This is a genomic window from Haloarcula japonica DSM 6131 (assembly GCF_000336635.1).
Lineage (GTDB): Archaea > Halobacteriota > Halobacteria > Halobacteriales > Haloarculaceae > Haloarcula > Haloarcula japonica.
Genome location: NZ_AOLY01000009.1, coordinates 271,005 through 287,850, shown reverse-complemented (window position 1 = coordinate 287,850; position 16,846 = coordinate 271,005). Strand labels below are relative to the sequence as shown.

Below are 16,846 nucleotides of genomic sequence, written 5' to 3'. Positions count from 1 at the left end.
GATGACTCCCAGTACTGACCCGAGAAACCCAGTAACTATCACCACAACGTCCCGTAAATCGATATTCATATGATATTTGAGGTTACACCCATTTGACATCAAAGTTTCCGATACCGACTTCCTTTCTGCTATCTCTGACATCCGAGTCTGGGACGCGAGTGTCTATCCAGCACACGCGCCGTATTCGAGGAGTTCGCAAGTCGACAAGCCGCCGTTCCGTGAGGAGACTGAGTGGCAGGGTGACAGCAAGAATACGGCGTTCGACCACTTCACCGCTGACGGGCTTTCACCGGATCGGACCTCCTTCCGCCCGTTCGCCCCGCTCAGATACAAGAACACAGTCGATGACAGAAAAGGACCACATCGGGGGATGGTGGATCGTGGGACGGCAGCAAACTCAGCGCACAAATCTTAGAAAGTCAGTTTTCGTCTCCAACGGTTCCGTCGTTATTATAATATACCTTGACATTACCTCACATATGATAGTAGCTTTCCGTTCGGTGTATGCTATTATTGTGACTATCGTTGGTTTCGGGCTGTGGGTTGCGAGTGTGTGGTGGATTCGGAGATATCTATATGGGGCAGATTGGGGACGATTTAATTTTCTAATAGAGAACCGGTTCCCACGCATAATCGTGGGCTTCATCATGATGATCTGTACCCTTCTGTTGATTTCAGTAGGCGTCTCGGTAATAGATTCTTTAATGTGGCCAATTCACAGATTTCAATCATATCTTATGTAAAACCGCAAAATAAGTCCCACTGCAGGGTGTCATACAACTCTTCACAAGGTATTGATTTCAGACACTGTGGCCTGAATTGACCGCACAATCGAGATTGCGTATGCATCATCCCCCCAGCCCTTATATCAGGATAGCACATACGTATCCTCCAGCATGTATTCCATTCTACAAATTGGGCTTGAGGGGTCGGGAAACCCGATAGACTTTCTTCTGGCCGCGGCAATCTGGGTCGGTGTTTTTGTCGTCGTCCTCATTCTGGGCAAGTTAGTTGCTTCCCTTGTTTGATCTGAATGGTATTGACATCTGGTACCAGTGGGTTGGTCGATATACTCTCTGTACTGAGCGATTGAGGAAGTGAAAAATATCAGGTTCTGATGAGTTCAACAAAGCCGAAACCAGGTCAGTCAGCAAGAAAGTCAACGGATTCCGTTCGCTCACGAGCAGGCCAGCATTTATTCGCCGAGGCGTATCGGGCGAAGCAGGGAGTTCCTGCTCCAGCAGTCACCGAAGTCGGTGAGTAGAGAGAGGTCACTATTTCTCCCGTTCCGAACCCAGACCGTTCTGTAAGTTCCTCCGATGCGTAGCCACACGCAGCAGGCCAGTCGTCACGCCAGCGATGATCCCAAGCGGCACAGTGAACCAAACCAACAGCAGGAGACTGAAGACCGACATGAACGGGAGCAAGAAAACCGAGCCACCGCCGAGATCCGAGCGAGCAATTACTGGCCCCAAAAACCATGCGACTGGGTGTGACACAATCCCGGTGACAACACCAGCGACCACGCCGCCCAGCACTGGATGCTCACTACTATACCGTTCGACCCCGAGCCAGCTCACCCACCCGACCAGTGCTACCGCCAGGCCGATAGCGACTGCAAACGCCCCACCCGAAGTTGATAGGGATGGCCAGCCGAACAGTGGAACGACGATGGTCGCAGCTGCAGCGACGAACAATGTTGATGCGACCGTGGCCCACCAGAGGTGCTGTTCGGTTAACGGCTGCGATGTAATATCCATTAATTTATATCTTAACTAATGTGACTGAGGGTGGATAAGTACGAGGCTACCAACCACATCGGGATTGACCAGTTACACGCAATGATACTACTTAGCGATATTGAGAGCTGAATGTGTTTTCTCTATTACCAGTTAGACGAATTTTTGGGCGTGTCGTGACCAGCATCTTGCAGTGGTTGCGAGTTGTGATTCTCAACACACTGGCTTTCGACGAATCGCCAAGCAATCATTCGCTGAATGGCCAGCATATGATTAGAAGCCGCTCTACGATCGGAGGTCGCTCGCCGCCTTCAAAAAAGACATTCGAACTGTTGCCTCGCATGGTTCGACCACGAGGACCACAACTCCGTCGACGAGTTTGTGTCTCACTACCCAGTAACGTATTTCCAATTTCGATCACACGACCAGTATTCTAGAGCAACCCAGTACGAAATGGACCAACTGTTCCGACTGTTTCTGCTCAAGGAACTACACGGCTGGGCCCACGAAACGGCACTCCTCACGTACCTTACCCACCATCCTGACCTCCGTGAGCAACTAGGCTTAGAGATGGTCCCAGATCAGTCGACGCTGTGGCGCAGCTGGCACAAACGATTCGCTACAGAGCTTCGTGAGACAATTGAGGCAGTGGCACGGACGATTCTAATTAAAGCCCAGGATGCGGGTGTTGCTGTTCCGCGCGAACCAGACCGGAACTTTCCATCTCACGATGACGAAGCAACCGGATCAAGCCCAGACGATCAAGCTCTTCTCGACGAAGCGGCATCGATTACAGACCACGTCAGCCACATCATCTTCCCAGCCTTCTCGTTAGACGAGGTGGTTGGTTGTGAAATCCATGAGAACGCCTACTGGGACTTACAAACGCATCTCGGACTTCGGGAGAGATTGGCTGCTAACGAAGGAGCCCGCAGTTTCGTCTACGAATCGACCCGGGAGCGGACGCCGTTGGGACACGCCCATCGTGAGCAGATTCGTGGTCTCTCTATCGAGCAGATTCGAGAGATGTATCGACGAGCCGTGAATCGATTACTGGATGAAGTCGCAGAGACGGGGGAGTTCTTCCGGGCTGGGATCGTCGCTATCGATATTACGGAAGCCGACCCGTTTACTGGGGATCGGACTGGTCACGAGGACGAAATTATCGGGACAAAAGAGCAGACTGATGAGTACGCCCATCAGTGGGCCACTGTTCAACTGGTTAGCAATGCGGTTCCGATTGTGCTGGATGCCCGTCCTGTGCGAAGAGGCGAATCACGGAAAGAGATCGTTGAGGATCTGCTGGATTCAGCCCAAGATGCCGTTCACGTCGATAACGTACTGATGGATCGTGAGTTCGACAGCCAGCACATTCTGGAGATACTCAGCCAGCGTGGACTATCGTATGTAGTCCCAAAACGGATGCAAACCAGTGAGAAAGCCCAAGCAAAGCGTTTGCTTCAGCGAGGCCAGGATAGGTACGAGACCGACAGGAAACTTCACCTCGGGAAGAACGAATGGCACGAGACGACGCTGATCTACCGACGGAAGGCGGACTCCGAGCGTGATGATCACCGCCATCGGTGTTCATGTCCAATCGCGGTAGTGGCTTCCTCACTGAGTACGGGTATCGGTGGGAGATCGAGAGCGGATACAGATCGATCAAGAGATTCATGGCCGCGACGACGGCGAAGCATTTCGGGCTTCGATTCTTCTACTTCGCGTTCGCATGTCTGCTGTACTCGATTTGGCGAGCGGTGGATCTGCTCGTGCAAGTCGAGTTGACTGGTGAGTATGAACACTCACCGATGGTGACAGCGGATAATACGCTAACGCTGTTGAAGAAGAAAACTGGAATCGGATAGAGAAGGGACTCTCACTGTAATTGAGCGACTTTGAGTGGCTACGCTGCCGGAAGTCGTCGAAATTCGCATGTATGGTTGGTGATTCAACAAGATTGGCCGTTTGGAGAGCAATCTGAGTCAGTTTCCATTCACTGGATCGGCCGAGACCACCCATCACAGCCCCGCTAAACCCGCTGTAGTCTCAACTTCCTATGGAGTGATTCAGTATAGCAGTATCTGATTTATTGACGAACCACGCCTGTGTGTATTGGATGGAGTGCAGTCCTTGGATTCAGCCGAGATGCACTGCGAAAAAGACCAGTCAAGTCATGCAGCCTATCGGAATGTTGTCTTACGCTTCGTAGCCAGCGTAGTCCATCAGCTGTTTGAAGATGTCGGTGTCCATCGCCTCCTTGTAGACGACGCCGGTGATCATCCCGCCGGGGTAAGCGGTCCCGTTCATCGCGTGGCTGACCTTGTGACAGTGCGCGAGATAGATGCCGGGATCGGCGTCAGCCTCGAACTCTATCGTGTGCCGACCGGCGGGCGGGACACTGGTGATGTCCTGGTCGTGGCGGGCGGCTTCCGGAATCTTCCCGCCGTCCTTGTGAGTCACCTGGAAGCGGTGGTTGTGGATGTGCATCGGGTGATCCATGTACCCGTTGTTGCACATGTGGATGCGGACCGTATCGCCCTGCTCGACGATGATAGGCGAGCCGTCTTCGGGATGCAGTGTCCGGGGTGCCGACTTGCCGTTGACCGTGAACGTATCGGGGCGGCGGTTCCGCGGATCGTAGCTGGCATCCATGCCGGCCATCTGACGGTTGAGCCGGGAGTCCCACTCCTTCAGCGTCATGAAGTACTCCTTGTCGGCCGGTTCGTACCCCTTCGGGTCGACACGGAAAATGCCGTACATCCCCATGTCGATGTGACGATGGGTCTGGTAGTGGCAGTGATAGAGGTGGGTACCCGTCACGTTCGCGGGGATGGTGTAGGTGTGTTTCTTACCGGGGTCGATACGGATACCCGTCGTCGTCGGGACGCCGTCGTCTTCCCACTGCTTCTGGACGGCGTGGAAGTGGACCGTGTGCGGGCGCATACCGTCGGTGTTGTCGAAGGTAACCTCCATGTCTTCGCCCTCCGTCGTCCGGAGGATCGGACCCGGGACGCTCGGTTCGCCGTCGTCGGCCTTGAACGCCCATACCTGCGGGAGCTCGACGGGGCCGCCCATCGATTTCCCGGGATGGGCCTCGTGTTTAGCTGGCACCGAGGAAAGCGTCACTTCGCCACCCTGCTCGTCGACGTTGACGATCTCAGGCGGCGACGTGGTTGGGAGGTCGCTGTCGGATTGTGCTGGGGTTGTGCTAGTGTCGACTGACTCTTCGGTCGGAACCTCACCCGGGGCGGTACAGCCCGCAAGCGCGACCGTGCCACCGAGGCCGGAGGCTTTCACGAAGTCACGACGAGAGATGCCCGATCCGGGTGCGCCAATCTGGTCTTCCATAAGCAAGTGGGGATAAGACACCACAGTATAAACCCCCGAAGGGAGTTCTCAGACCGACAGAAGCGTTCTCAGTTACTGGGAACGAACGAACGGCTACGGATAAGTGCCCCATATATGGCGTGCTATGTGGCGAAAACGGTGGCTGTGTCCGGCGATAAGCGCTTCCAAGTCGGTTACATTAAACGTCTTGGGCGGGCAGTATCGATCAAGGATGGTCCGGGACCCCTTCGCTGACGAGGAGACGCCGGAGTTACAGACGGTCCTCGACGCACTCGACGACGAGGACTGTCGCGCCATTGTCAGCGTACTGGAGGAACCGTTGACGGCGAGCGAGATATCCGACCGGAGCGGCGTACCGCTATCGACGACTTACCGCAAACTCGAACTACTGACGGAGTCCTCGTTGCTGTACGAGGGCGTCGAAGTCAGGTCGGACGGCCAACACGCCAGCCGGTACGCAATCGACTTCGAGGAGGTCGTCATCAGTCTCGACGAGGAACTGTCGCTCACCGTCGACATCTCACACCGCGCTCGGACGCCGGACCAACGGCTCGAAAACCTCTGGTCTGAGGTGCGAAAGGAGACATAATCATGGTACACATCCCAAGCTCACAGGTCGGCATCGTCGTCTCGAAGACACTGATTCTCATTCTTGGCGGACTGATTACGTATTACTCGTATCAGGCGTACAGCCGGACGAAAAGCCCCCAGCACAAGTGGCTCACCTACGGGTTTGGGGTAGTGACCCTCGGTGCGTTTGCCGGCGGTGTCCTCGACATCCTTGTCGGCAGGTATCTCGGCCAGCAACTGCTCGCTGTGAGCGTGTTCACGTCGAGTTCGCTGACGGCCATCGGCCTGGGTATCATCCTGTACTCGCTGTACGTTCGGTAGTGGGTCTGTAGCGCACCTATACGGCGATTTTTCGCATCTCATATCTCGATTTCGACCGGAGCGGCAACCGGTCCGTATCGCGTCGCGACACTGGTATTCCCATCGACTGGAAACGCTACGGACGGTATATTTATGCGGACGTGTCAATCAGAGCCATGCTTGGAGCGAACGCAGTGTTGTTAATCGGGATGAAGACAGTCACGCTGTTTTGCGGTGTGATACTGACGACGTTGACTTACCGCGCATACCGCCGCACTCAGGCACCGGCGATGCGAGCGCTCTGTCTCGGTATCGGGTTCGTCACACTGGGCGCAATACTCGGCGGCAGCCTCCACCAGTTCGTCGGGATGCCAGTGGCACAGAGCGTCACTGTCGAGGAGCTGTTCACCGCTGCGGGGTTCTTTATTCTGACCTACTCGGTGTACACTGATCAGCCGACCACGACGAACTGAGTTACGAGTCTTCGGCGGGCGTACGTTCACGGCCGGTCAGCAGTGTTGGTAGCGATTGCGGGCTGTGCTCGACGAGGACGGCGACGAGGTTGCCTGCGAACAGGACGGTCCCGAAAAACGCGAGCCCTCCGGCGACCAATGTCGTGCCATCCGGTGTCTCAAGCCACTGACTGCTCACGAGGAGGCCGTACGCAATTGTCAGTGTCACACCATCTATTGCCGCGATTCGGTGGTCGTACAGATCATCGACCATCGGCACGTCCTCGAAGCCGAGGCGGTCGCTGTACCGGTGGACCCAGACGATGAACGGGACGACGTGATACAGCGTCCCGAGGACGACGAAGCCGATGCCGCCGACGAGCAGCACCGTCGACGGCTGACCGAGCAGCCCAGCGTACGCCAGCGGGTCGGTCCACCATGCGACTACCGTCAGCCCTGCCCAGAGAAACAGCGACAGCGCCGCGACGCTGTAGCGGGTCAGCATTGATGACCACTCAACGCGCGCCCCGACGAGCTGTCGCGCCAGGAGCACCGCCACCACGCCAAGGCCAGCAGCGACGATAACCGCGCCGAACCGGGCCAGAACTGGTGACCCAATCAGGCGACCGCCGGCGAGCGCAAGAACGCCGAACGGATAGACGGCCGTTTCAGCCCGCTGAACCGCTGCGTCGATGCTGCCGGTGTCGGCCTGTGTGAACATCGGGGCGAGCTGTGCCAGCGCGCCCGCGACAGTCGTCAGGACCGCGCCGAACACGGCAAGTGTCCCGTGGGCCAGCAAGAGCCCCTGCCGGCCGATCCCCAGAAACGGGAGGACGCCGGCGGCATGGTCCAGCGCCAGCACTATTCCGGCGACCGTCACGAGGGCGAAAAACACCAGTGCCCAGCCGAAATGAATCGCTGTGACGTCGGGCTCCACAGCGAGTAGCGTCCGACCGATGTTGTAACAAAGAGTCCAGACACCGATCAGCGCGAACGCTCCGGCGACTGGCAACAAGGTAGGAGTCGCTGTCAGGAAGCCAGCGGCCAGACCCGCGAACCCGACCGCAGTGAGTGGTAACTGCGCAGCAGCGAGGCGGCGCGAATGGAGTTCGATTCCACACCAGACCGGGACGAACTGCGTCAGTGCGCCCATGATGGTGAGACAGACCCACCCCGCAAGCAGGAGGTGGACCTGTGCGAGGTGGCCGGCCCGCCCCTCGACGACCCCGACGGTGACACCGGCGACTAGAAACGCCAGCGCGACGACGAAATGACGCAACGGAACCGTCATCGGCGGTGCGGCGTCTGCATCCACGTCGGCGGGTATTCCGCTCATTGTTGTTTAGTACGACCCTGTCCCTGCTGGCAATGTGGCCGAATATGTTCGGGGAAAGGGTCGGCCCGCTCACAACCGAACGGGAACACATGACGTCGAACCACCAGCCAACAGAGCAAACCACAGCCCTGATTTCGGAAACTGGTGCGCCCGATGACGCACCGGTGAAACGGCTCGACGTGCAGTCGCTGGGGCCGCCAAAGCCGCTCAAGCAGACGCTGGAGTTACTCGCGGACCTGGACGACGACACCGTCCTCGTCCAGTTCAACGACCGTGCTCCACAGCATCTCTATCCGAAACTCGAAGACAGAGGCTACGACTTCGAAAGTGTTGAGGCCGAGGACGCGACAGTGACGGTCATCTGGCACAGATGAATCAGAACACGGAGCCGCCTGTCGATGTCGAAGAAGCGATTGCTCGTATCGACAGCCGTGGTGCGAAGATTCAGCAGGAACAACTCGAACGGACGCTGTCACAGCTACAGCAGGACGGCGAACTGACGGCTGACCAGCGGCTGGCAGTTGAAGAACTGAGCGAACGGCTTGTCGACCGATTGCTCGCTGTCCCCCGAGCAAGTCTACAGGACGCGGCGAAGAGTGCGGACGACGAGCGGATCGAAACGGCGATCTCCCTGTTCGAGTGAGCCTACTCCGACGACGCCAGAACGAGTAGTGCCTCGCTGTCCGCCGTTGCGGCGGGGGAGATGTCCTGGTCACCGTCGAAACGGACCACGTCGCCGGGAGAGAGCGACACCGTCTCGTCGCCGAGCGTCAGGTCCACGGCACCCGAACGGAGAAGGAACACGATATCCCGACCGGGATGCTTGTGCGCCGGGATCGACTCGCCCGCATCGAGCGTCAACCGGACGGTCTTTGGCTCCCCGTCGAACAACCTCATCCGGCCGTCACCGTCGCCGCCAAGCGTTGCTCGCTCCGTTTCCGTGATGGTAGATTCGCTCATTGTTTCGGAAGGTCGGCGACGTACTTCTGTGGGCCGTCCTGCTCACACTGGTAGTTCGCCGCGTCGAACGCCTCGACCTCGGCTTGCATCTCGTAGAACAGCGGCTTTGGCTCGTGATCGTTGATAATTCGAAGCGTTTCCCCTGAGGACAGCGCCTCGAAGGAGTCGTGTATCTTCGAGTGTCGCTCGGGCGGCGGCGTCTCGCGCAGGTCGAGTGTGGTAGCTGGCATCACCTGAACGTTCGCCGGGCGTCGTCGAGGGGGTTCTCCCGAACAGGTTCGGGAGTAGGTCCTGATGGATGCCGCCCATCCAATTAAATATGAGCCTTCTCTCCGGCCTCCGCGGCGGCTCAGACGTCGGGTTCGATAGCTACGGGACGTTCGTGCCCGAACACAACCCTGACCCCGGCCCGTTCCTGTCTGAGACAGCAGTACTGTCTGGCACCGATCACGCCGCGTTCCACCGACTCACGATGGATCTGTTCGACGAGCGTGGTGTGTACGACATGACGTTCGGGTACAACCTCGCACGGCTGAACCTCGATCATCGGCACCCGGATGCGGGCTTCCGCTACGGCCGTGAGACGGACGACAGGAGCGTGTTGCGAGCCGAGTTCACGCCGACGACCGAGTTCTGCCCCCAGAGTGACACGCTGACTGTCGGCGCGTTCCGCGCCTGGAACGGGCTGTCGGACCGCCACGAGTACGACCTCGTCCGTGTACGCGTGAGCCCAGGCCACCACCAGAGCACGAGTATCAACGACAAACTCCAGCACCTCGAAACGCGGTACCGGAAGACCGGTGAACTCCGGATGGACGATACAGACGAATCGTCCGACGAGAGCGTTCCGTTCTGACAGTATTGTAATAGACTGAGATGAATACTACAATTAAAACTGGGTCAGTGGCGACAATACCCTGGTAAGAATATATTACTATCTCTTTTAGCGAGCACCCTTCCGTAATATTGTGATAGCTGCTCCCATCCTGTACAGCAGCTTTGACGGCTGAAAAGTTGGAAAAACTTATCCCAACAGCTTATTTACTCATAGTAGACCAAGTTTACTGGATGGGGGAATCCGTTGCTTGGTGGGCTGGTGGAGCCTCTCAATCTCCACGGTGAGAGATACATGTCAAACAATAATATCGAGTTGACGCGACGCAGAGTACTGGGTGGTATTGCAACAATTGGTGCAGCAAGTGCGGCAGTGGGTGCCGGGACGTTTGCCGCGTTCAGCGATACGGAAACAAGCAGCGGGAACAGCGTCACTGCCGGGACGCTGGATCTCCAACTGAATCCGAACAGCAGTGGGAGTACATCAATTGATTTCGGTAATATTGCTCCCGGCGACTCCGGCTACCTCGTTATCGAACTGACGAACGACGGGAGCATCGATGCGACCCTCCAAAGCATCAACATCGGGGATGTATCTGAAGACGGTAGTCTTACTGAATCACTGACAACGAACTCAGATGGCGAGGACCCTAACAGCGATGGTGAACTTGACGATTATCTAGAGATTGGGGTGTTCATCGAGGCTGGTGACCTGACCGGTGCATCCGTCGGAACAACAACTGGAGAGACTGTCTCGGCCACCGACGTAACGAGAGTAATCAGCAGCGATACGAAACTTTCAGACGCAGTCGGGAGAAACAATGCGTTCTCAGAGTCGCTAACCACCGATGAGACTAAGTATCTCGTATTGAATTACGAGCTTCCGAGAGAGGAGACCGGTAACGTCGTTCAGGGCGACAGCGCCGGTTTTGATATCCAAATAGTGTCAGAGCAGGCATCAAACTGACTGACGTCCCGGCTTAGTGTTGGAACAACTGAGCAGTCAATTAGAATGACTACGACGCCCAATCTAATGGTCACACGCCCGTCGTCATGGACGGCAACTGTGCCTGACTTGTCCCAGCGGAGTGAACGGGCGTGACCGATGGCGTGACCCGCAGGCAGGTACTCGGCGGCCTCGTTACCGTCGGTGCCGGCAGTGCTGCAACGGGAGCGGGGACCATGGCGTATTTCAGCGACAGCGAGAACAGTACTGGCAACCGGATTTCGGCCGGGACGCTGAACCTCGGCTTTGCTGAGAGTGCATCGTTCAGTTTCAGTACGGCGCTCGCTCCCGGAACGGAAATAACGGATACGGTAAGGCTCGTCAATGCCGGCACGATTGCCGGGTCACTGGATGTGGATTTCGACTACGTGGAAAGTGACAGTGCACAGAACGATTCGGACGAGAGCGCATCTGCGGTAGCCGAGAACCTCACCGTCGTGACGCTGACGTATGGGGAAACGGACCTCACCGACCAGATCACGACAGACAATCCGTCCCCGACGCTTGCAGACCTGGCCGACAACGCCCATGGCTCCGATGAGACAACACAGAACGACCTGGTGGATCTCGATGACCCCGGCAATAGTGGCACCAAATTTACCATCGGGCTGGAACTCGCCAAGAGCGTCGGAAACAGCTTCCAGGGCGACGGGGTCGAGATCACTGCCACGTTCCATCTAAACCAGCATGACTCCCAGTAACACCGACGACGGCGTCGACTGGCGGCGGGTCGCCAACTGGATCGGCCTCGGAGTCCTGCTTATCATCGTCGGGGTGTTCGTTGCCACCGCGGTGCCGCAGGCGGTCGGCGCGGACGAGAGCTACGTCGTTCTTTCCTCGAGTATGTCGCCTGCTATCGAGGCCGGGTCGGTCGTGTTTGTCAACAGCGTCCCGCCGGCCGATATCTCCGAGGGCGACGTTATCACCTACGACCGCTCGCCCGGCGGCACGACATCGCGGGTCACCCACCGGGTGATCAATGTCATCGCGGAGGACGGTCAGCGGCAGTTCAGAACGAAAGGCGACGCAAACGAGGACCTGGATCCGGAACCCGTCTCTTCGGCGGCGGTCGTCGGCGTCGTCACGTTCAGCGTCCCCTACATCGGACACGTCATTACGTTCTCACAGACTCGTATGGGCCTGCTGACACTCGTCGTCGGTCCCGCGCTACTTCTTGTAATCCTCGAAATCCGGGACCTGCTCTCGGGAACGGGAGACAGAGAGCAATGAGCGATGGAACAGGCCGGCTGCGAGGAACGGTGAGGTGACCTGGGGATGGGACACGGCATCTTTCGGGACGAGGACGGAAACTACAACAAGCGACTCGTCGGACTGCTCCTTCTCATCCTGTTCGTCGTTATCGGGGCCGGCGTGGGGACGATCGGCCTCACTAGCGACGACCCGGCACCCGGACGGCCCGCCATCGAGATGACACCGGTGCCGGCAGAGGCGACGGTGACGCCGACGCCTGCGGGGACTGACCCGTCCCAACCCGAGACACCGACTGAGAGCGGTGGCAGTGGGTCACCGCCGCCGAGCGACCTCGTGAATGCAACGCCGACGCCCACTCCGACACCGATCCTGTCTGACAGCCGGCCCGACGACGGCGATACCAGCGAGACGACGGAAGAGCCATCGGACAACGTCGGCGGCTCGTCCGGTAGCGGTGGCGGATCGTCCAGTAGCGGCGGCGGGTCTTCTGGTGGCAGTGGGGGCTCCGCTGGCGGCGGGGGTGACAGCGGATCGTCCGGCAATCTGTCGCTGGAGACACAGGGTTCCGCAGTGTTATTGCAGGTCGGTGAACTCGCCCCCGGCGATACGGAATCCGGATCGGTTGTCGTCCAGAACAGCGGCTCGGACGCGGGGACGCTTGGCGTTGCCGACGTGAACGTAAGCGACGACGAGAACGGGCTCAGGGAACCAGAGCGGGTGCTGGGTGACACAGCGGCAACCGGCGAGCTATCCGACCACCTTGAGGTCAAACTGTGGGTTACCTACGCCAACGGGACCACGGAGTATCTGGCCGGCTCGGACACGTCGAGTGTCACGCTGGCCACGCTCGACGGGGCCTCCGAGCAGGGCACGCGAGCAGTCGCCGGTGGAGAACAGGCGACGGTGGAGATCGAGGTAACGCTGCCCGAGTCGACCGGCAATGAGGTCCAGAGTGACCGCGTCGACATCACCGTACCAATCGTCCTGCAACAACTGCGTTCGTGAGAGTTTTCAGGAGAACAGCAGACTGAGGTTGAACCCTGTCACACCGAGTCCCATCACCGTCAGGAGTACCGGCGGGCCGTAGTACAGCAGCGGGTCCTCGTCGAGTACGCCGCCCCAGAGGCTCACGCCGAGACAGCAGTAGATGACGAGCAGCTTGAGTCCGAGAAAGCCCCCGCCGCCGAAGGACTGGATCGCCCACCGGATCGCCGGGTTCGCCTCGGTGAAGGTCGGGACGAAGTAGACGATCGCGATTGTGGTTACGACGTCGCCAACCCCGTAGGTCGCAAGCGCCACCGCCCACACGCTGGAGAAGGACCGGCCGGAGAAGGAACTCCCCTCAAGCGTCAGCCAGTCGATGTCGGCGGTAGTCATCGACGGATAGTATGCCCAGCAGCCACATATATCCCGACACCTGATTATATATTCTGATACTGTCCAGTCGTTTTGAGAGTGGATCTGAATTCGACTCCCAGTTAGCGCACTTCTACGGTTATTGGGACCTCTAAAGAGGTTTTACAAATCCGCATTTGTACTGCTGTTCTCCTCTCCAATTCAATTTTGAAACTACCTCATCGGCTCGGAACCGTGAGGCAACGTCAGCTACTCGTCAGTAGCTGGGTCGAACACGGTCGGCGGCAGCACCGACCAGCGCGGGTGCATGGAAAGGGACTTATCTTGTGGGCGGCCACGACGAGGTAATGAGCCTGTCCGACGCGGACCACGAACTCGTGGTCGAGGAGATCGGTCGGGAGCCGACACGGGCGGAGGCCGCTCTCTTCGAGAACCTCTGGAGCGAACACTGTGCGTATCGCTCCTCTCGCCCCCTGCTGTCGGCGTTCGACTCCGAAGGCGATCAGGTCGTTATCGGCCCCGGCGACGACGCGGCCGTCGTCTCCCTGCCGTCCCACGGCGACGGCGGAGAGATGTACATCACGATGGGCGTCGAGTCCCACAACCACCCGTCCTACGTCGACCCGTTCGACGGGGCGGCGACGGGCGTCGGCGGTATCGTCCGGGACACGCTGTCGATGGGGGCCTACCCCATCGCCCTGGCCGACTGCCTGTACTTCGGTGATTTCGAGCGGGAACACTCCCGCTATCTCTTCGAGGGTGTCGTCGAGGGGATCTCCCACTACGGGAACTGTATCGGCGTCCCGACCGTGGCCGGCAGCGTCGCCTTCCACGATGATTACGAGGGCAATCCGCTCGTGAACGTTTCCTGTATCGGCCTGTTGAAGCCCGAGCGGACCATCACCGCCGAGGCCCAGGAGCCGGGCAACAAGCTCGTTCTCGTCGGCAACGCGACGGGACGGGACGGCCTCGGCGGCGCGTCTTTCGCCAGCGAGGACCTCGCGGAGGACGCCGAAACGGAGGACCGGCCGGCCGTCCAAGTCGGCGACCCGTACTCGGAGAAGCTCCTCATCGAGTGCAACGAGGCGCTACTGGACGAAGCGCTCGTCGAGTCGGCTCGTGACCTCGGGGCCGCCGGCCTGGGCGGCGCGTCTTCCGAACTGGTCGCCAAGGGCGGTCTCGGCGCGCGAATCGAACTCGACCGCGTCCACGAACGCGAGCCCAACATGAACGCCATGGAGTACCTGCTCGCCGAGAGCCAAGAGCGGATGGTGTACGAGGTCGCGCCCGAAAACGTCGACCGCGTGGCCGAACTCGCCGAGCGGTTCGACCTGGGCTGTTCGGTCATCGGCGAGCTCACCGAAGCCGGAACGAACTACGTCTGTACCTTCGAGGGCGAGACGGTCGTCGACGTGGACGCCGAGTTCCTCGGCGACGGCGCGCCGATGAACGACCTGCCGAGCAACGCGCCACCGAAACAGGAACGGGACCTACCGACGGTATCGCTCGACGCGGCCTTCGAGCAGATCATTGGCAGCCCGAACTGCGCTTCGAAGCGGTGGGTGTACCGCCAGTACGACCACGAGGTACAGGTCCGCACGAGCGTCCTGCCCGGCGACGACGCCGCCCTGCTCGCCATCCGCGAAGCCGGAACGGGGCTGGCGTTCTCCGCCGGCGCGGACCCCAACTGGACCGACGCCGCGCCGTACGAGGGCGCACGCGCCGTCGCGCTGGAAAACGCCACCAACGTCGCCGCGAAGGGCGCGACCCCCCACGCGGCCGTGGACTGCCTCAACGGCGGCAACCCCGAGAAGCCCGACGTGTACGGTGGCTTCAAGGGTATCGTCGACGGGCTGGCGGACATGTGCAGCGACCTCGACGTGCCGGTCGTCGGCGGGAACGTCTCGCTGTACAACGACTCCCAGGACGGGCCGATCCCGCCAACGCCGACGCTCGCGCTGGTCGGCGTCAAGGAGGGCTATGACGCCCCGCCGCTGTCGCTGTCCGGCGAGGGAACGCTCGTCGTCGTCGGCGACACCGCACTGGAAGGTGAGGCCGATCCGCGACTCGGCGGCTCCGAGTACACCGCGCAGTTCGGCGGCACCGACCGCTTCCCCGCACTCCCAGCGGATTCGACGGCGGCCATCGAGACGATTGCAGAGGTCGCCGACGCCGACCACGTGCTCGCGAGCCACGACGTGAGCCACGGCGGCCTCGCGGTGACGCTGGCCGAGATGGTCCACGAGGACGCCGGCGCGTCGGTCGAAATCGAAACGGTCGACCGCGGGACCAGGAAGCGGCTCCTGTTCAACGAACGGCCCGGCCGCGTGGTGTTCGAGACGACCGACCCGGCGGCCGTCAGAGAAGCTTTCGACGGCGTCGCGCCGGTGACGGAACTGGGCGAGGCCAACGGCTCGAACCACCTCGACATCACCGTCAACGACGAGCGATTACAGTACGACGCTGCGGACATCGTCGACCTGCGCTCGGTCATCGAAGACGAACTGGCCTGATTACCAGCGGATATCGAACCGCGTCCCACCCATCTCGCTCTCAGAGACTGTGACCGACCAGCCGTGCGCTTCAGCGATGCTCTGAACGATCGATAGGCCGAACCCTGTCCCGTCCGAGTTCGTTGAATAGCCGTGTTCAAACACCAGTTCACGGTCGTCTGGTGGAATGCCTGGGCCGTCGTCCGCGATGGAGAACCCGCTTTGCTCGTGTCCCTCGGGCGCGGACACGACAACGGTGCATTCCGCGCCCGCGTGCTCGATGGCGTTCCGGTAAAGGTTCTCGAATAGCTGCTGGAGGCGCTCGGCGTCGGCCTCGATGGTTGCGTCGGTTTCGATGGTAAGCGCTGCGTCCTCGGTTTCGACCTGTTGCCATGCGTCGGCCGCGACGGTTTCGATGGAGACGCTCGCGGTCTCGCCGACAACTCGGCCCTGCCGTGCGAGCGTCAGCGTATCATCGAGGATCTGTGCCATCCGCTCGTGTGCCGAAGCGACCTCCTGTAGCCCTTCCTGCACAGCCGGGTCCTCGATGTCATCGAGCAGGAGGTGGGTGCGGCCGGATGCGACGTTCAACGGGTTCCGCAGATCGTGGCTGACGATACTGACAAACTCGTCAAGGCGCTCGTTCTGGTGTTTCAGCTGTTGTTCGCGGCGCTTCCGTTCAGTGATGTCGGTGTATATCCCGTACCCTTCCAGCTGGCTGCTGTCACGGGTGACGATGGTGCTCCGGAACAGGTAGGTCCGGACCTCGCCTGATGCGGTCATCCGTCTGACCTCTTGCTCCGACTGGCCAGTCTGTTCCCACCAGTCTGTCCTGATGACTTCGGAATCGGCTCCGGGCGGCGCGAGGAGTGTCCGAAGCTCCGTTCCGACTGCGTCCGTCCGGTCGTATCCGAACGAGTCCGCGAACGCTTCGTTGATCGACTTGACGTATGGTTCTCGCTGCTCAAACTCGACGACGACAGCCGGGTTCGGAATGTTCCCCAGGAGCGCGTCAAACCGTTCTTGTGCTGCCAGCTGTACGCGGAGTTCACTCGCGACAAGCGCGATATATCCCTCGTTGTCGTGTTGAATTATATCACAGATGTCCTGTGCATCCGTGCCGTCTATCTCCGTTTCGCCACCAATACCGAGGTCAGCCATCGCGTCGTCGACGATAGCCGACGCCTTTTCGATACCAATCGTTTCTGCGAACTTTGAAACGAGGTCTGTTCGATTCATCT

Annotated in this window: 18 protein-coding genes and 1 pseudogene; 12 read left to right on the top strand and 7 right to left on the bottom strand. The window is 59.5% G+C overall.

The features are described from left to right. Positions 1-1,274: 1,274 nt before the first annotated feature. A complete protein-coding gene (locus C444_RS06775; protein WP_004591809.1) occupies positions 1,275-1,760 on the bottom strand; it encodes a hypothetical protein in 486 nt (161 codons plus the stop codon). Positions 1,761-1,932: 172 nt separating this feature from the next. Here C444_RS06775 and C444_RS06770 point away from each other — a divergent pair. Then, a pseudogene (locus C444_RS06770) lies at positions 1,933-3,604 on the top strand (transposase). A gap of 331 nt (positions 3,605-3,935) precedes the next feature. On the opposite strand, the gene C444_RS06765 reads toward C444_RS06770, so the two are convergent. Next, positions 3,936-5,087: a multicopper oxidase domain-containing protein gene (locus C444_RS06765; RefSeq protein WP_004591805.1), complete on the bottom strand. Its 1,152-nt coding sequence runs from the start codon at positions 5,085-5,087 to the stop codon at positions 3,936-3,938. A gap of 211 nt (positions 5,088-5,298) precedes the next feature. Here C444_RS06765 and C444_RS06760 point away from each other — a divergent pair, with 211 nt between their 5' ends. The 3 genes from C444_RS06760 to C444_RS06750 all read left to right on the top strand — a co-directional run bounded on the left by C444_RS06760 (position 5,299) and on the right by C444_RS06750 (position 6,430). Then, positions 5,299-5,676, top strand: coding sequence for a helix-turn-helix domain-containing protein (locus tag C444_RS06760; protein WP_004591803.1), 378 nt, complete (start codon positions 5,299-5,301; stop codon positions 5,674-5,676). 2 nt (positions 5,677-5,678) lie between these two features. Beyond that, a complete protein-coding gene (locus tag C444_RS06755; RefSeq protein WP_004591801.1) occupies positions 5,679-5,978 on the top strand; it encodes a DUF7521 family protein in 300 nt (99 codons plus the stop codon). A 155-nt stretch (positions 5,979-6,133) separates the two neighbouring features. After that, entirely contained in the window at positions 6,134-6,430 is a 297-nt protein-coding gene (locus tag C444_RS06750; RefSeq protein ID WP_004591799.1) for a DUF7521 family protein, read from the top strand. A gap of 1 nt (position 6,431) precedes the next feature. On the opposite strand, the gene C444_RS06745 is transcribed toward C444_RS06750, so the two are convergent. Further along, entirely contained in the window at positions 6,432-7,745 is a 1,314-nt protein-coding gene (locus C444_RS06745; protein ID WP_004591797.1) for a hypothetical protein, read from the bottom strand. Between the two features lie 89 nt (positions 7,746-7,834). Between C444_RS06745 and C444_RS06740 the strand changes: the two genes are divergently transcribed. Next, complete coding sequence (locus C444_RS06740; RefSeq protein WP_049909240.1) at positions 7,835-8,119, top strand: DUF2249 domain-containing protein; 285 nt, start codon at positions 7,835-7,837, stop codon at positions 8,117-8,119. Then, positions 8,116-8,388, top strand: a complete 273-nt coding sequence (locus C444_RS06735; protein WP_004591793.1) for a glutamyl-tRNAGlu reductase — start codon at positions 8,116-8,118, stop codon at positions 8,386-8,388. Before C444_RS06740 ends, C444_RS06735 begins: the two co-directional genes overlap by 4 nt. A 2-nt stretch (positions 8,389-8,390) precedes the next feature. Here C444_RS06735 and C444_RS06730 read toward each other — a convergent pair whose 3' ends face one another. Both C444_RS06730 and C444_RS06725 read right to left on the bottom strand, forming a co-directional pair. Then, entirely contained in the window at positions 8,391-8,705 is a 315-nt protein-coding gene (locus tag C444_RS06730; protein WP_004591791.1) for a cupin domain-containing protein, read from the bottom strand. After that, positions 8,702-8,935: a DUF2249 domain-containing protein gene (locus tag C444_RS06725; RefSeq protein WP_004591790.1), complete on the bottom strand. Its 234-nt coding sequence runs from the start codon at positions 8,933-8,935 to the stop codon at positions 8,702-8,704. The genes C444_RS06730 and C444_RS06725 overlap by 4 nt, the downstream gene beginning before the upstream one ends. A gap of 89 nt (positions 8,936-9,024) precedes the next feature. Between C444_RS06725 and C444_RS06720 the strand changes: the two genes are divergently transcribed. The 5 genes from C444_RS06720 to C444_RS22640 all read left to right on the top strand — a co-directional run bounded on the left by C444_RS06720 (position 9,025) and on the right by C444_RS22640 (position 12,762). Further along, positions 9,025-9,561, top strand: a complete 537-nt coding sequence (locus tag C444_RS06720; protein ID WP_004591789.1) for a hypothetical protein — start codon at positions 9,025-9,027, stop codon at positions 9,559-9,561. A 240-nt stretch (positions 9,562-9,801) separates the two neighbouring features. Further along, positions 9,802-10,506: a TasA family protein gene (locus C444_RS06715; protein WP_152420775.1), complete on the top strand. Its 705-nt coding sequence runs from the start codon at positions 9,802-9,804 to the stop codon at positions 10,504-10,506. 131 nt (positions 10,507-10,637) lie between these two features. Further along, positions 10,638-11,246 carry a TasA family protein gene (locus C444_RS06710; RefSeq protein WP_080509680.1) on the top strand — a complete coding sequence of 203 codons (609 nt, stop codon included), beginning with the start codon at positions 10,638-10,640 and terminating at the stop codon, positions 11,244-11,246. Further along, positions 11,233-11,775: a signal peptidase I gene (locus tag C444_RS06705; protein WP_004591784.1), complete on the top strand. Its 543-nt coding sequence runs from the start codon at positions 11,233-11,235 to the stop codon at positions 11,773-11,775. Before C444_RS06710 ends, C444_RS06705 begins: the two co-directional genes overlap by 14 nt. A gap of 45 nt (positions 11,776-11,820) precedes the next feature. Then, complete coding sequence (locus tag C444_RS22640) at positions 11,821-12,762, top strand: hypothetical protein (protein WP_004591782.1); 942 nt, start codon at positions 11,821-11,823, stop codon at positions 12,760-12,762. A gap of 6 nt (positions 12,763-12,768) precedes the next feature. On the opposite strand, the gene C444_RS06695 is transcribed toward C444_RS22640, so the two are convergent. After that, positions 12,769-13,134: a hypothetical protein gene (locus tag C444_RS06695; RefSeq protein ID WP_004591779.1), complete on the bottom strand. Its 366-nt coding sequence runs from the start codon at positions 13,132-13,134 to the stop codon at positions 12,769-12,771. Positions 13,135-13,460: 326 nt separating this feature from the next. Here C444_RS06695 and purL point away from each other — a divergent pair, with 326 nt between their 5' ends. Continuing rightward, a complete protein-coding gene (gene purL, locus C444_RS06690; protein WP_004591777.1) occupies positions 13,461-15,626 on the top strand; it encodes a phosphoribosylformylglycinamidine synthase subunit PurL in 2,166 nt (721 codons plus the stop codon). Here the strand turns inward: purL and C444_RS06685 are convergent, their stop codons facing one another. Beyond that, positions 15,627-16,844 (bottom strand): sensor histidine kinase, encoded by a 1,218-nt coding sequence (locus C444_RS06685; protein WP_004591775.1) that lies wholly within the window; start codon positions 16,842-16,844, stop codon positions 15,627-15,629. It lies immediately after the preceding gene. Between the last annotated feature and the right edge of the window lie 2 nt (positions 16,845-16,846).

What these genes read in the sequence shown, in the direction of transcription:
- C444_RS22640 (WP_004591782.1), top strand. Translation starts at nt 11,821, where the DNA reads ATGGGACACGGCATCTTTCGGGACGAGGACGGAAACTACAACAAGCGA.
- C444_RS06740 (WP_049909240.1), top strand. Translation starts at nt 7,835, where the DNA reads ATGACGTCGAACCACCAGCCAACAGAGCAAACCACAGCCCTGATTTCG.
- C444_RS06745 (WP_004591797.1), bottom strand. Translation starts at nt 7,745, where the DNA reads ATGAGCGGAATACCCGCCGACGTGGATGCAGACGCCGCACCGCCGATG.
- C444_RS06760 (WP_004591803.1), top strand. Translation starts at nt 5,299, where the DNA reads ATGGTCCGGGACCCCTTCGCTGACGAGGAGACGCCGGAGTTACAGACG.
- C444_RS06685 (WP_004591775.1), bottom strand. Translation starts at nt 16,844, where the DNA reads ATGAATCGAACAGACCTCGTTTCAAAGTTCGCAGAAACGATTGGTATC.
- C444_RS06750 (WP_004591799.1), top strand. Translation starts at nt 6,134, where the DNA reads ATGCTTGGAGCGAACGCAGTGTTGTTAATCGGGATGAAGACAGTCACG.
- C444_RS06775 (WP_004591809.1), bottom strand. Translation starts at nt 1,760, where the DNA reads ATGGATATTACATCGCAGCCGTTAACCGAACAGCACCTCTGGTGGGCC.
- C444_RS06755 (WP_004591801.1), top strand. Translation starts at nt 5,679, where the DNA reads ATGGTACACATCCCAAGCTCACAGGTCGGCATCGTCGTCTCGAAGACA.
- purL (WP_004591777.1), top strand. Translation starts at nt 13,461, where the DNA reads ATGAGCCTGTCCGACGCGGACCACGAACTCGTGGTCGAGGAGATCGGT.
- C444_RS06705 (WP_004591784.1), top strand. Translation starts at nt 11,233, where the DNA reads ATGACTCCCAGTAACACCGACGACGGCGTCGACTGGCGGCGGGTCGCC.
- C444_RS06725 (WP_004591790.1), bottom strand. Translation starts at nt 8,935, where the DNA reads ATGCCAGCTACCACACTCGACCTGCGCGAGACGCCGCCGCCCGAGCGA.
- C444_RS06735 (WP_004591793.1), top strand. Translation starts at nt 8,116, where the DNA reads ATGAATCAGAACACGGAGCCGCCTGTCGATGTCGAAGAAGCGATTGCT.
- C444_RS06730 (WP_004591791.1), bottom strand. Translation starts at nt 8,705, where the DNA reads ATGAGCGAATCTACCATCACGGAAACGGAGCGAGCAACGCTTGGCGGC.
- C444_RS06765 (WP_004591805.1), bottom strand. Translation starts at nt 5,087, where the DNA reads ATGGAAGACCAGATTGGCGCACCCGGATCGGGCATCTCTCGTCGTGAC.
- C444_RS06695 (WP_004591779.1), bottom strand. Translation starts at nt 13,134, where the DNA reads ATGACTACCGCCGACATCGACTGGCTGACGCTTGAGGGGAGTTCCTTC.
- C444_RS06720 (WP_004591789.1), top strand. Translation starts at nt 9,025, where the DNA reads ATGAGCCTTCTCTCCGGCCTCCGCGGCGGCTCAGACGTCGGGTTCGAT.